At 67.2% G+C, this 13,434-nt stretch carries 10 protein-coding genes; 6 read left to right on the top strand and 4 right to left on the bottom strand.

Annotated features, from left to right (window positions below):
* Nucleotides 1-60: 60 nt before the first annotated feature.
* Nucleotides 61-1,857, bottom strand: coding sequence for an aspartate--tRNA ligase (gene aspS, locus B843_RS07695; RefSeq protein ID WP_197020815.1), 1,797 nt, complete (start codon nt 1,855-1,857; stop codon nt 61-63).
* A 156-nt stretch (nt 1,858-2,013) separates the two neighbouring features.
* Here aspS and B843_RS07700 point away from each other — a divergent pair, with 156 nt between their 5' ends.
* Both B843_RS07700 and ypfJ read left to right on the top strand, forming a co-directional pair.
* On the top strand, nt 2,014-2,532 hold the full coding sequence (locus B843_RS07700) for a GNAT family N-acetyltransferase (protein ID WP_169729842.1): 519 nt from the start codon (nt 2,014-2,016) through the stop codon (nt 2,530-2,532).
* Nucleotides 2,533-2,591: 59 nt separating this feature from the next.
* Nucleotides 2,592-3,479 (top strand): KPN_02809 family neutral zinc metallopeptidase, encoded by an 888-nt coding sequence (ypfJ, locus tag B843_RS07705; protein ID WP_025252935.1) that lies wholly within the window; start codon nt 2,592-2,594, stop codon nt 3,477-3,479.
* Between the two features lie 136 nt (nt 3,480-3,615).
* Here ypfJ and B843_RS13260 read toward each other — a convergent pair whose 3' ends face one another.
* The 3 genes from B843_RS13260 to B843_RS07725 form a co-directional block, all read right to left on the bottom strand.
* Complete coding sequence (locus B843_RS13260) at nt 3,616-6,480, bottom strand: DEAD/DEAH box helicase (protein ID WP_025252936.1); 2,865 nt, start codon at nt 6,478-6,480, stop codon at nt 3,616-3,618.
* A gap of 109 nt (nt 6,481-6,589) precedes the next feature.
* Complete coding sequence (locus B843_RS07720; protein WP_025252937.1) at nt 6,590-8,611, bottom strand: YhgE/Pip domain-containing protein; 2,022 nt, start codon at nt 8,609-8,611, stop codon at nt 6,590-6,592.
* Nucleotides 8,612-8,617: 6 nt separating this feature from the next.
* Nucleotides 8,618-9,394: a hypothetical protein gene (locus B843_RS07725; protein ID WP_155895124.1), complete on the bottom strand. Its 777-nt coding sequence runs from the start codon at nt 9,392-9,394 to the stop codon at nt 8,618-8,620.
* Nucleotides 9,395-9,875: 481 nt separating this feature from the next.
* Between B843_RS07725 and B843_RS07730 the strand changes: the two genes are divergently transcribed.
* The 4 genes from B843_RS07730 to B843_RS07745 all read left to right on the top strand — a co-directional run bounded on the left by B843_RS07730 (nt 9,876) and on the right by B843_RS07745 (nt 13,409).
* Complete coding sequence (locus B843_RS07730) at nt 9,876-10,469, top strand: TetR/AcrR family transcriptional regulator (RefSeq protein WP_025252939.1); 594 nt, start codon at nt 9,876-9,878, stop codon at nt 10,467-10,469.
* Between the two features lie 95 nt (nt 10,470-10,564).
* Nucleotides 10,565-11,131 (top strand): CE1759 family FMN reductase, encoded by a 567-nt coding sequence (locus tag B843_RS07735; RefSeq protein ID WP_025252940.1) that lies wholly within the window; start codon nt 10,565-10,567, stop codon nt 11,129-11,131.
* A gap of 43 nt (nt 11,132-11,174) precedes the next feature.
* Entirely contained in the window at nt 11,175-11,930 is a 756-nt protein-coding gene (locus B843_RS07740) for a CBS domain-containing protein (protein WP_025252941.1), read from the top strand.
* A gap of 84 nt (nt 11,931-12,014) precedes the next feature.
* Nucleotides 12,015-13,409: an L-serine ammonia-lyase gene (locus B843_RS07745; protein WP_025252942.1), complete on the top strand. Its 1,395-nt coding sequence runs from the start codon at nt 12,015-12,017 to the stop codon at nt 13,407-13,409.
* Nucleotides 13,410-13,434 lie beyond the last annotated feature (25 nt).

Raw genomic sequence — 13,434 nt, forward strand, 5'->3', positions numbered from 1 at the left:
GATCCAAAGCACACCACACACCGAATAGTCCTCGTGCGAGGCACTGGCCCGAGCGTGGCCTTAGGCCTCCTTGGCCGCTGCCTTCTTCGGCTTGAAGTCGACGCCGGTCTCCTTGCGCTGTTCCGCAGGGATCGGTGCCGGGGCGTCGGTGAGAGGATCGACTCCGCCGCCGGACTTCGGGAACGCGATCACGTCGCGGATGGACTCGAAGCCACCCAGCAGCGAGACGATGCGGTCCCAGCCGAAGGCGATGCCGCCGTGCGGCGGGGCGCCGAAGGCAAAGGCGTCGAGCAGGAAGCCGAACTTCTCGCGGGCCTCCTCCTCGGTGATGCCCATGACCTGGAACACGCGCTCCTGGACGTCGCGGCGGTGGATACGAATGGAACCGCCGCCGATCTCGTTGCCGTTGCAGACGATGTCGTAGGCGTACGCGGTGGCCTCGCCCGGGTTCTGGTCGAAGCTGTCCATCCACTCCGGCTTCGGGGAGGTGAACGCGTGGTGGACCGCGGTCCACTTGGAGTGACCGAGCGCGACGTCGCCGGAGGCGGTGGCGTCGGCGGCTGGCTCGAACAGCGGGGCGTCGACGACCCAGGTGAACGCCCAGTCGCCGTCCTTGATGAGGCCGAGCTTCTTGGCGATCTCGCCGCGTGCCGCACCCAAAAGCGCGCGGGAGCTCTTGGTGTCACCGGCGGCGAAGAAGATGCAGTCGCCCGGCTTGGCGCCGACGTGGGCGGCAATACCCGCGCGCTCGGCGTCGGTGATGTTCTTGGCCACGGGGCCGGAAAGCTCGCCGTCCTCGCCGACGAGGATGTAGGCCAGGCCCTTCGCACCGCGCTGCTTGGCCCAGTCCTGCCAGGCGTCCAGCTGGCGGCGCGGCTGGGAGGCTCCGCCGTCCATGACGACCGCGCCAACGTACTCGTTCTGGAACACGCGGAAGGTGGTGTCCTTGAAGAACTCGGTGCACTCCACGATCTTGATGTCGAAGCGCAGGTCGGGCTTGTCGGAGCCGTAGTACTTCATGGCATGCGCGTAGGTCATGCGCGGGATCGGGGTGGTGATCTCGTAGCCGATGAGCTTCCACAGCTCGACGAGGATTTCCTCGGCAAGGGCGATGATGTCGTCCTGGTCGATGAAGCTCATCTCGACGTCCAGCTGGGTGAACTCCGGCTGGCGGTCAGCGCGGAAGTCCTCGTCGCGGTAGCAGCGGGCGATCTGGTAGTAGCGCTCCATGCCAGCGACCATGAGCAGCTGCTTGAACAGCTGTGGGGACTGCGGCAGGGCGTACCAGCTGCCCGGCTTGAGGCGGGCCGGCACGAGGAAGTCGCGGGCGCCCTCAGGCGTGGAGCGGGTCAGCGTCGGGGTCTCGATCTCCACGAAGTCGTGGCGGTCGAGCACGCGGCGGGCGGCCTGGTTCGCCTTGGAGCGAAGGCGCAGGGCGTTGCCCTGGGTCGGGCGGCGCAGGTCCAGGTAGCGGTACTTGAGGCGGGTCTCCTCGCCGACCTCGCCGGACGAAGCGGCGTCGTCGATCTGGAACGGCAGCGGCGCGGCCTCGTTGAGCACCTCGAGGTCGGTGACGTTCACCTCGATCTCGCCGGAAGCCAGGTTCGGGTTCTCGGAGCCCTCCGGGCGGGGCTCGACCACGCCGGTGACCTTGATGCAGAACTCGCTGCGAAGGTGGTGTGCCTTCTCCGCGACCTCGTTCTCGCGGAAGACAACCTGGGCCATACCGGAGGAGTCGCGAAGATCAATAAAGATCACGCCGCCGTGATCACGACGACGCGATACCCAACCGGTCAGGGTAACGGTCTGGCCGGCGAGATCCTTTCGCAGGTCACCGGCGAGATGAGTGCGCAGCACGTGCACCAATTCCTTTCGACTTGGAGGCGTGTAGGAGAGGTGTCGCCACAACCCTACAGAGCATTTCAAGTCAACAAGTCTACCCCGCCATAGCTCGCGCGCTCGCACGTGCCCCGTGGTTGGCGCCGTCGGGCGCGCGGTGGCATCCTCGACGAGGTGAGTACTTACGCGATTCGACGCGCCTCCGTAAACGACCTCGACGTGCTGAGGGAGCTGGGGCGGCGGACGTTCACCCAAACCTTCGGCCACCTTTACGCCCTCACCGATCTCGCCGCCTTCCTGGAGGACGCCTACTCGAGGGAGAAATTCGGTGCCCGCCTCGCCGATGAGCGGACGGCCTTCTGGCTCCTCGAACGCGACCAGGAGCCCATAGGATTCGCAGAGGCCGGGCCGTGCCATCTCCCTCACCCTGACGTTCGCGAAGGCGACGGTGAGCTGCGTAAGCTCTACGTCCTCGCCTCGCACCAGGGCGGCGGACGAGGCAGGATGCTCCTTGAGACGGCCCTCGAGTGGCTGCCCACCGCCAATCCAGGCACGCAATGGCTCGGCGTCTGGAGCGAAAACTTCGGCGCCCAGCGCCTCTACACTAGCTACGGCTTCGCACGGGCCGGCGAGTATTACTTCAAGGTCGGCGACCACCGAGATTTCGAGTTCATCTTCCGACGGGAAAACTGAGCTAACCCCTGAGCGTCACTTTCGTGGATTTAAGGACATCCATATGAAAGAATCAGCTCATGACGTTTCGTGGTGATATCCAAAAGTCCGAGAACCGCGCCCGCACCGGTGGCGGCGGCGGACGCATCGCGGCCGGTGGCGGCATCGGCACGCTCTTGCTCGTGGGTCTCTTCCTGCTCATGGGCGGCAACCCCTCAGAGATCGGCCAGATTCTCGACCAAAACCAGCAGGTTCAGTCCGGCGACGAGACCAGCGCCTCCGGCGGGCTCGACCACTGCCAGACCGGCGAGGACGCCAACAAGTACGCCGACTGCCGCGTCGAATTCACCGCGATGAGCGTCGACCAGATGTGGAAGGAACAGCTGCCCAAGCAGGCGGGAATCGAGTACACCGAGCCCGGCCTCGTCGTCTTCACCGACACCGCCTCCTCCGGCTGTGGACAGGCGTCCTCGGCCACCGGCCCCTTCTACTGCCCCGGCGACGAGACCGCCTACTTCGACGTCTCCTTCTTTGACCAGCTCCCGCAGTACGGCGGCGACAACACCCCCTTCGCCGAGGAGTACATCGTCGCCCACGAGTTCGGACACCACATCCAGAAGCTGGAGGGCACGCTTGGGCTGTCCAACTACAACGACCCCGGCGCGGATTCGAACGCCGTGAAGATCGAGCTGCAGGCTGACTGCTACGCGGGCATCTGGGGCCACTACGCGGACCAAGGCGCGGACGCCTTCCTCGAGACGATCACCGAGCAGCAGGTCAACGACGCCATCACCGCGGCGCGCGCGGTGGGTGACGACAACATCCAGAAGCGTTCCAGCGGCCAGGTCCGACCGGACACCTTCACGCACGGCACCTCCGAGCAGCGCCAGCAGGCCTTCCTCGCCGGCTACAACTCCGGTCAGATGAGCGCCTGCGACACCCTGGGTCGCGGGGTCTACAACAGCTAGGACCACGCGCCCTCTCACCCCGAGCCGCCCTCACGCGGCCCGGGGTTTTCGTTTCTTTGCCCTCAGGCCGCGCATCTGCGCCCCGGCCGCGCCCCAAACCCCAGGTGGCTAGATCTGCTACGCCGCAAACGCGCGGCTACGTGCTAACTGCCTCCCCCGGCGTTTCCTCGACGGAAACCGGCGCCGCCGCGTCTAGGCCTAGGCGCTCGCGCTCCTGCGCGATGATCTGTTGCGCCAGCTTCGCCTCCGAGACGTCGATGGCGTCCGGGATGGCGGCGGTGTCAGACTCGCGGGCGAAGGAGTCGAAGGCCTTGCGCTTGTGCTCGAGCACCTCGAGCAGTCGCTCGTCGACGGTCTCGTCGCCGACGATGCGGTGGACCTGCACCACCTGGGTTTGCCCCATGCGGTGCGCGCGGGCGATGGCCTGGTCCTCGATGGTGGGCTTGACCTGCACCTCGGCGAGGATGACCACGGAGGCCTTCTGGATGTTGAGCCCCACACCACCTGCGCCGATCTGCGCCAGGAGGATGTTGCCGCTGCGGCCGAGCTCGTCGACGAGCTGCTGGCGCCTGACCGGCGCCACATCGCCGCTGATGACGCCCACGCACCGCGCGCCGAACTCCTCCTCCAGGCGCGAGAGCACCTTGCGGAAGTAGCTGAACACTAGCACGTTGCGCTTGTCCGCGGTGGCCTCGGCGACCAGCTCCTTGATGCGCTCCACCTTGGCCGAGGAGGGGCTCGGCGAGAGCATCGCCGCCTGGCGCGCCTTCATCCAATTGCCCTCGGCGATCGCCTGGGAGTAGGCGGCCTGGTCGGCCTCGCTGAGGTCGACCCAGTCGATGGTCTCGACCTTCTCCGGCAGTTCGTCGAGGACGTCGACCTGGTTGCGCCGCAGGTAGAAGGGGGCGACCTTCTTTCGGAACGCGGACGGGGTGCCGGCGTTGTCGGGGTCGACGAGCTTCGGCTGGAGGTAGTTGACGAGGTTGGCGAACTCCGCCACGCGGTTCTCCATCGGTGTGCCGGTCATGAGCACGGCAAACTGTGCCTCCCGCAGCAGCTTGGCGGCGGCCTGCGAGCGCTGGGCCGCGGGGTTTTTAATCATGTGCGCCTCGTCGACGATCACGAGCGTGGCGGGCGGCAGCGGCTGAGAGCGAATGCCCTCATAGGTCATGATGAGCACCCCACCGCGGGCGTTCCACACCTCCGCGATGCCCTCCTTGGCCTCACCGTGGCCGATGAGCACCTCGAGGTCGCTGAAGTTGGCCAGCTCGCGGCGCCAGTTGACGATGAGGCTGGCCGGAACCACGACGAGCACGCGGGCGGTCTCCGGCAGCGCCGTGTAGAACTCCGGCGGCGAGGCCTGCCAGCCAGGGCGCCCGGAATCCGAGTCGGGCTCCGCGCCACCCTGGGGTTCGGCGCCCTGGTCGTCGGCAAGCGAGCTGCGAAGGGCGGAAAGGTGCGTGGCGAACTCGCGCGCGGTGTACTCGCTCGACAGGTGCGCGGCGGCGGCGATCGCCTGGACCGTCTTGCCCAGGCCCATCTCGTCGCCGAGGATCACCTTGTTCTGCACGAGGCAGAACTTCGCGCCGAAGGACTGGTATCCGCGCAGGTAGAGGTCCTTCAGGTGCTCCTGGTTGAGGTGGAGCGAGCGGATCGCGGCGATGGTCTCCTCCGACAGGCCGTCGAGCGAGGTTCCCACGGCGACGTCGGAGTCGAGCAGCGCGTTGAGCAGCGACTGGTAGTGCGCGGGCCGGGAAAGGTAGTCCTCCCATACGGGTACTGCGGGCGGGACGACGGGCCCGGGCAGGAAGGAACTCGGCGCGGCGTTGGCCCAAGAGATGTCCTCGATGAACTGGTCGTAAAAGGTCTCCCCCGTCTTGGCCAGCACGAACGGCTGCCCGTAGGCGGCGAGCGTCTCGGGGAAGCTGCGGAAGTAGCCGACCAACCGGTCGCGGCGGGCGGCCTGCTCCTCGCTGAGGGTGTTCGACTGCTCGAAGGCGTTGAGCACCTCGACCAGCGCCACAGCTGGAGCGAGCCTCTCGTCGCCGATGTTCTTGTCCTTGGCGATGCTGGCCTCGGTGAGCAGGGTCTGGGCCGCGGCCTTCATGCGCTTGGCGGTCTGCGCGCCGATGCCGGGCACCTGGGTGAGGACCACCTCGGGGCGGTCGATGACGTCGGCGACGGTGCGGATGCCGTGGTCAGCAAGCCCCTTGAAGCGCAGCCGCTCGTTGGTGACCTCCTTGAGCGCTTCCACGTCGAGCCCCTCGAGCATGCGCCTGGCGCGCAGGGCGGACAGGGCCGCCAGCTGGGCGCGCGCGGCCTTCTCGAGGTTCTCCGGCGAGTGCGGGTCGTTCTCGATTCCGGCCACGACCTCCCGGGTCGGCACCACGTACTTGCGGTCGAGGGAGTCGATGACGCTGCCTGGCATCTGGAGGGCGTCGAGCAGCTCCCCGCGCGCGGCCGCCATGTAGGGCTCGGGGCAGCCGTGTGCGCCGGGGCTGAGGTACACGCCCTGCCTCTGGATCGCCACGGCGCGGTCGGCGCGCGCGAGCAGGTCGGCGACGGTCACCTCGAGCTCCTTTAGCTGCGGCCCCTCGAGGATGCCTTGGAGCTCCTCGGCCGCCTGGGTGGCCATCTGCATGCTCGGGCCCGAGCCGAAGCTCATGCCGATGCGCGTGAACAGGCCCGCGTCGGCGCGCTTGGCGAGGTCGAGCAGCCCGGGGATCGGCTTGGTGAGCTGGGAAAACTGCTCGAGCACCGCGAGCGTGCCCTCGGTGTCGCCGGAGAACTCCGCGCGCAGGAACAGCCCGCTCGGCCAGGAGATGAGGCCGGAGTCCATGAGCACGAAGCGGTCGGCGGCCTCCCCCAGCTCCGCGGCGGGCCCCACCCGCACGCTCGCGGGCTCCTCGCGCAGGATTCCGGCGAGCGACGCGGCCCTCGCCCTCGCGTCGACCAGGCGTGCGGCGTGGTCGCGCACCGCGCCAAGCGTCATCTTGTCCATGGCTTCCATTATCTCCACACGTCCCAGGCAGCAAGAAATGGGCCCTTCCGCGGCGCGTGCTTGTCGACGCCTACGGTTCCGGGCCCGTTGCTTTGATTCTCAGCCTGGGTTAGACCGCCACCTCCGGGTGGAGGTCCTTCATCTGCATCTGGCGCTCCCGGCGCGCCGAGAGCGAGGAGGCGACGAAGAAGATGACGAAGATGAGCGCCATCACCCACATCGCCTGCCACACGCGGGGATCGCCGCTGGTGGAGGGGCCGTAAATCATGTGGCGGATGAGGTTGACCGTGTAGGTCATGGGGTCGTAGGTGTTAAACCAGCGCAGGGGCGCGGGCTGGGTCTCCGGGGGATACAGGCCACCGGAGGAGACGATCTGCAGGCTCATGAGCGCGATGCACAGCACGCGGCCGACGGTGGCGCCGAAGACGGAGTTGAGCCCCTGGGTGACGCAGATGAACAGCAGGGAGGTCGCGGCCATCGCCGCCCACAGCCCGAGCTCCGTGGAGGCGTGCAGGCCGATGAACAGCTTCTGCACGAAGAACATCACCGTCGCCTGGCACACGCCGACGATGGCGGCCGGGGTGTAGGTGGCCAGCACCGCGCGGGCTGGGTTCATGCGGGATTCGATGGCGCGGCGCTGCAGCGGGCGCATGACCATGAAGCAGACGGTGCCGCCCATGAACAGGCCCAGCGAGATGAACATGGGCGAGAGACCCAATCCGAACTTGCTCATCTGGTCCTTCGGCACGCCGAGCGCCACCGGGGTGGAGACGTTGGTGGAGGCCGCGTCGATGGTGTCGTTGGAGAAGCTCGGGACCTTGCCCGCGCTGTCGTTAAGCTTGAGCGCCAGCTCGCCGGAGCCGGAGTCGAGGGTGACCAGTCCGGAGCTGAGCTGCTGCGCGCCCACCGTGAGCTGCTCGGATCCGGCCGCGAGCTTGCTCGTGCCGTCGGCGAGCTTCTTCGCACCCACGACCAGTTGCTGGGAGCCGTCAGACAGGGTGTGCAGGCCGGTGGCGAGCTCCTGGGAGCCCGCGGCCGCCTTGTCCACGCCCGCGCGGTACTCGGCGGTGGGGTCGACGAGCTGGCGCTGGACCTCGGCGGCACCGTCGCGCAGGGAGTGCAGCTGGGTGATCATCTGCGAGTCCTGGCCGATCCCCGTGCTGTTGAGCTGGGTGATGATGGCGTCGGCCTGGTCGGCCATCTGGCTGGCCTGCGGCAGGCCGGTCGAGCGCAGCTGCGCGGAGAGGTTGACCAGCGGGGCGACGAGCTGGGACTGGGCGGCGCTTGCCTGGTCCGCCATGCCCACGACCTGGTCGACGCCCTGGGAGACCTGGCCCGCGCCGTTGCCGAGGGTGTCAGTGGCGGCGTCGAGCTGGCTCAGCCCGCTGGCCAGCGAGTCCGCACCCTGGGAGGCGCTGGTGATTCCGGCGTCGAGCTGCTCCGCGCCGGTGGCCAGCTGCTGCGCGCCGTCGTCGGCGGTCTTCATGTTGTCCGAGAGCGTCTGCGCGCCGTCGGCCAGGGTGGCGCCGCCGTCCTTGGCCTGGGTCGCGCCGTCGGCGAGCTGGTTGGCGCCGTCGCCCGCGGTCTTCAGCCCAGAGCCGATCGTGTTGAATCCCACGAGCAGCTTGTTGGCCGCCTCGGAGCCGACGTTCTCGTTCACGGTCGCCAGCACCTTGCTGACGACCTGGTTGCCTAGCATGGTGGCCAAGAAGCCGTTGTTATTGTTGTAGACCGCGTTGAGTGTGGCCTGGTGCGGGTTGTCGGAATTCGCGCTGACGGCCGCCTGGCTGAAGTCCGTGGGCAGCTCGATGCCGAAGTAGTAGGTACCATTCTCGATGCCGGTCCTAGCCTCGTCGGCGCTGACGGCGACGAACTTGACGTTCTTGTTCTCCAACAGGCCGTCGACGACCTGATCGCCGGCGTTGACCTGCTGACCGTTGGACTCGGCGCCCTCGTCGGAGTTGACCACCGCGACGGGCAGCTTGTCCAGCCTGCCTACCGGGTCCCAATAGCTCCACACGAACAACCCGCCGAAGAGCAGCGGCAAGAGGATGATGACGAGCAGCGCCAGCGGCGGCAGCTTCCCGTGCCCGAATCGACGGAACTCGGAACCGATGTGAAAGAGGTTCATCTGCTGCTACTCCGTTTCTTCGCGGGCGGGAAAGGTGGTGGTGTCTGCCGCTGCCGGGGCGGGCTCGGGTCCGCCGGATTCTTCGCGGGCTTCTTCCGAGGCACCCGCGAGATGAATGACCTCCCGGCACTCGGGGATCGAGTCCGGGTTCGCCGAGAAGGCGATGACGGGGATCTCCCGGCTCACCCTGGCCAGTCGCTCAAGGACCTCGTGGCGAAGCTCCATGGAGCGGACCTGGTCGATGTCGTCGACGATGAGCAGGCTCGCGTTCGGCCGGGCGACGAGCGCCAGGGCGATGCGCAGCAGCAGGCGGTTCTTCGGGTTCATCCCGCCGACGGTCTGCTTCTTCGCCATCTCCTTGGTCACCTCGAGGCCTAGCAGGTCGCAGGCCCAGCGGAAGGACGCGATCTTGGTCACGTCGTAGGGCACGAACTTGTACCACGGCTGCGCCCAGGCCGCCTGCTCGCGGATGACCACCCGCAGCGGCACGAGGCGCTCGAGCTCGTCGAGCTGCGACACCCCTGCCAGGGCCACGTCCCGGTGCAGGTGCGATGGCTTCGTCTGCTCGTCCCCGCCGAGCGCCACGGCGCCGTTCTTGGGCTTCATGCGTCCGGCAAGCGTCATGGCGAATACCGTCGCCGACGACTCGCGCTCGGCGTGGATGAGGGTGAGCCCCTCACCGATGTCGAGGTCCGGCTTCCGCGAGCCGGTGCTGAGCACAAGGTCGTGGGTGCGAAGAACGGGGCCTTCTCCCGACGACCCCTCGCGTGAAGTGTTTTCCACCGTCATTGGCTCCCTTGAGTATTCGTGCGAAATTTCGGCCGCGCCGCGGCAACCGCCGTCCCGCGTTCCCACTAAGAGTAATCGTGCGCGGCTTCTCACAACCACGCACGCAGCGGGAGGAAGGCCAGGCTCGGCCGACCTAGCTACAAAGGGCAGAAAACACCACTTTCCCGTATTAGTCAAATACCATAAACACGCAGGTCACAGCGCGTACGTACGGCCCGAAAACTTGCAGAGTGGCCGCGAAAAATGCAAGTTTTACCTAAGCGCATCCTGCGCGCCCACTCCCCCGTTTGCGCCGGGTTCTTAAGTTCCTCTCCCGCAAATCTTGAGCATTTTCAAGAATCTTCCCTTTTCGACGACGCAGACGCCACGAAACAGCGAAGAACATGAAATAATCAATGAGTTCCGCGGCGCCGCCACCCGTACCCACACGGAGACGCCCGCGCTCGTTGTTTGTTTGAAGAATTGTAGGTATTCAGTGCGTTCCGATGCCGCCCGCCGCCGCCAGCTCATCATCGACGCAGGTTGCGAACTGCTCATCAAGAACGGCCAGCACATGACCCTGGAGTCCGTGGCCGAGCGCGCCGGGGTCGGCATCGCCACCCTCTACCGTAACTTCTCCACCCGCAACGACCTCATCTATCACTGCATCATCCAGATCACCAAGCAGCAGATGAACATCCTCACCACCACCCAGCAGGAGTTCCGCGCCGAGGGCTCCGACCCGGAGAAGAAGCTACGCGAGATCATCCCCCGCACCATCCCGTGCGGAATCAACGTGCTGGTCCCCGCGCTCATGACCGCGCCGCTGGAGTCGCTGGACTCCACGCTCATCGACATCCGCGAGGAGTTCGTCACCAAGGTCCAGGAGATGGTCGGCACTTTGCGCGAGATGGGGCTCCTCCACGAGTCGGTCGGCCTACTCGACTTCCTCCAGGGGCTTATCGCCTTGTACACCCCGCCGCAGTTTGACGTGGGCCTCGACTACGACTACCCCTACGACGTGTCCAAGGCCGTGGATATCTTCCTGGTCGGCTGCAAGAACGGCCCGCACTTCGCCTACCCCATGTAGGCTTCCCAACCCGATTCCCGCCGCCCCGGGGTCCCACCGAACTTCTCTATCCTCCGCTTGCGTCTCGCCGCAGGCGCCGCACTACACTGTGCCCCATGAGCACTCTGACGATCGTCCACGCGGGGGTTTCCTCCCCATCGAGCTCTTTCCACCTCGGCCAGCGCATCGCCGAACGCGCCGCCGCCATCGCCAAGAATCAAGGCACGACCCTGGAAATTAGGGAGCTGGCGATCAAGGCGATCGGCCACGACCTCGTCGACTGCCTGCTTGACGGAGGCAAGAAGTCGCCCGCGCTCGCGGATGCCATCGACTCGCTCATCTCCTCCGACGCGATCATCGCGGTCACCCCGGTGTATCAGTCGAGCTACTCGGGCCTGTTCAAGATGTTCTTCGACTGCATCCCGCCCCGCGCGCTCGAGGGAATCCCCGTTCTCATCGCGGCCAACGGCGGCTCGCCGCGCCACGCGCTCGTCCTCGAGTACGCGGTCCGCCCGCTGTTCGCCTACCTGCGCACGGCCATCGTCCCCACCGGCATCCTGCTGACTCCGTCCGATTCCCGCCCCGAGAATCAACAGCACGTCTCCGCCCGCATCACGCGCGCCGCCAACGAGCTCGTCTCGCTCATGGCCATCGACCGCAGGTGCGCCGACCAGCAGGCCTAGCGTTCCCGCCCTCGCTGCGGCGTTTCGTGGGAGACTGGAGGTCATGAGCGCCACCGACAGCGACCGCCTCCGCGCGACCACGTTCCTTGCCCACTTCAACGAGATCGAGCTCGTCCTCAAGAAGCACGCCCGCGCCGACAACCGCGACAGCTTCACGTGGATGGTCCGCCAGGCGCTCAAGGACGGACTGCTCACTGGCAACCAGGCCGATGCGCTTGTCGAGTTCTCGCAGCTGCGCAACGCGATCGCGCACGGCAGGTATTCCAAGGAGCTCCTGCCCATCGCCATCCCGCTCCCAGAGACCGTGGAGCACATCGGGCGGATCCGCAGCTCGCTCACCTCCCCCAAGCGCGCCCTCGACTTCTGCCTCGAGGAGCAGCAGCGCCCGCCCATCACGTTCGAGCCCGGCACCAGGTTGCAGGAGCTTTTCGACGCCCATGGCAGCGACCACATCGCCAAGTTCCCGATCTACACCCCCGAGCACGTCTTCTCCGCCCTGCTGACCGCCAGCAACCTGTTCACCTGGGTGGCCGCCCGCGGCGCGAACCCCGCCGTGACCGCGGGCGAGATCATCGCCCACGCCCCGCAGCTCGGCATGGAGGTGCGCCGCTGCCACTTCCTCCCGAAGACCGCCTCCATTCAGAAGGCGCTTACGCTGCTGTCCACCCCCACGCCGGGCAACCGGCTGCCCCAAGCGCTCATCATCTCCGAGGCGGGGTTGGAGGCGCAGAAGCCGCTGGGGATCATCTCCGGCTCGGACGCCCAGGGTCTGCTGCGCTACATCGAGCACCCGATTTAGATTTCTATCACTCGACAGGTACACTGAGTTTGGCTCCCCTAGAATGGTGAACCACACCACCTCTTCTCGCGAAGGATCCGACACGTGACCATCAGTACCCTCGATCTTTTCAGCATCGGCGTGGGACCATCCTCCTCCCACACCGTCGGCCCCATGCGGGCGGCCCTCGACTTTTCCACCAACCACGTCACCGAGGGAAGCCTCGTGAAGATCCTGCTCCGAGGCTCGCTCGCGGCCACCGGCGCGGGCCACGGCACCGACCGCGCGGTCCTGCTCGGACTCGTGGGCTACGATCCGGAGCACGTCTCCGACACCGACGGGATCCCCTTCGGCGCGGCGATCCCGGCGCGCGGCACCGTCTCCGGCCCGAAGGGCACGGTGAGCTACGAGCTCGCCTTCGACCGCTCGCCACACCCCAAGCACCCCAACTGCCTGGCCTTTTCCACGAAGGAGGGGCAACGCGAGGAGACGGACACCTACTTCTCCGTCGGCGGCGGATTCATCCTCACCGAGGCGCAGATGCGCGCCTCCGAGCAAAGCGGCAAGCCCCTGGGATCGGGCGTGTCCACCACCGGCCGATGCGGCGAGATGCCCTATCCCTTCTCCACCGCCCGCGAGCTGCTCGAGGTGTGCGTCGACAACGGTCTCAGCATCCCCGAGATCATGCTCGCCAACGAGACGAGCCTGCACGGCGACCAGGCCACGGTCACCCGCCACCTTGATCGCGTGTGGGAGGTCATGCAGGCCTGCATCGACCGTGGGCTTCGCACCGAGGGGACGCTGCCCGGCGGCCTTAAGGTCCACCGCCGCGCGCCGGAGCTCCACCGCCACCTGCGGGAGGCGTCGGCAAGCAACGACGCCGACCCCCTGCGCGCGATGGAGTGGATCAACCTGTACGCGCTGGCCGTGAACGAGGAAAACGCCGCGGGCGGGCAGGTGGTGACCGCGCCCACGAACGGCGCGGCAGGCATCGTGCCCGCGGTGATGCGCTACGCGGCCGAGTTCCTCCCCGGACTGCCTGCCGACGCGCACCGCGACTACCTGCTCACCGCGGCGGCCGTGGGCATCATCATCAAGGAAAACGCCTCCATCTCCGGCGCTGAGGTCGGCTGCCAAGGCGAGGTGGGGTCGGCATCCGCGATGGCGGCGGCCGGGCTGTGCCAACTCTTGGGCGGCGACCCCGAGCAGGTCGAGCACGCGGCCGAGGTCGCCCTCGAGCACAACCTGGGGCTCACCTGCGACCCGGTGGGCGGGCTCGTGCAGATACCCTGCATCGAGCGCAACGCCATCGGCGCGGTCAAGGCCGTCAACGCCGCGCGCCTCGCGCTGCTGAGCACCGGTAACCACCGGGTCACCCTCGACGACGCCGTGCGCACGATGGCCAGCACCGGCCGCGACATGCTCTCCAAGTACAAGGAGACCGCCACCGGCGGGCTCGCCGTGCAGCTGGGGCTGCCGGTCAACCTCACCGAGTGCTAGTCCCTGGCGCGAAATAAGGCCAGCC

Source organism: Corynebacterium vitaeruminis DSM 20294 (genome assembly GCF_000550805.1).
Taxonomy (GTDB): domain Bacteria; phylum Actinomycetota; class Actinomycetes; order Mycobacteriales; family Mycobacteriaceae; genus Corynebacterium; species Corynebacterium vitaeruminis.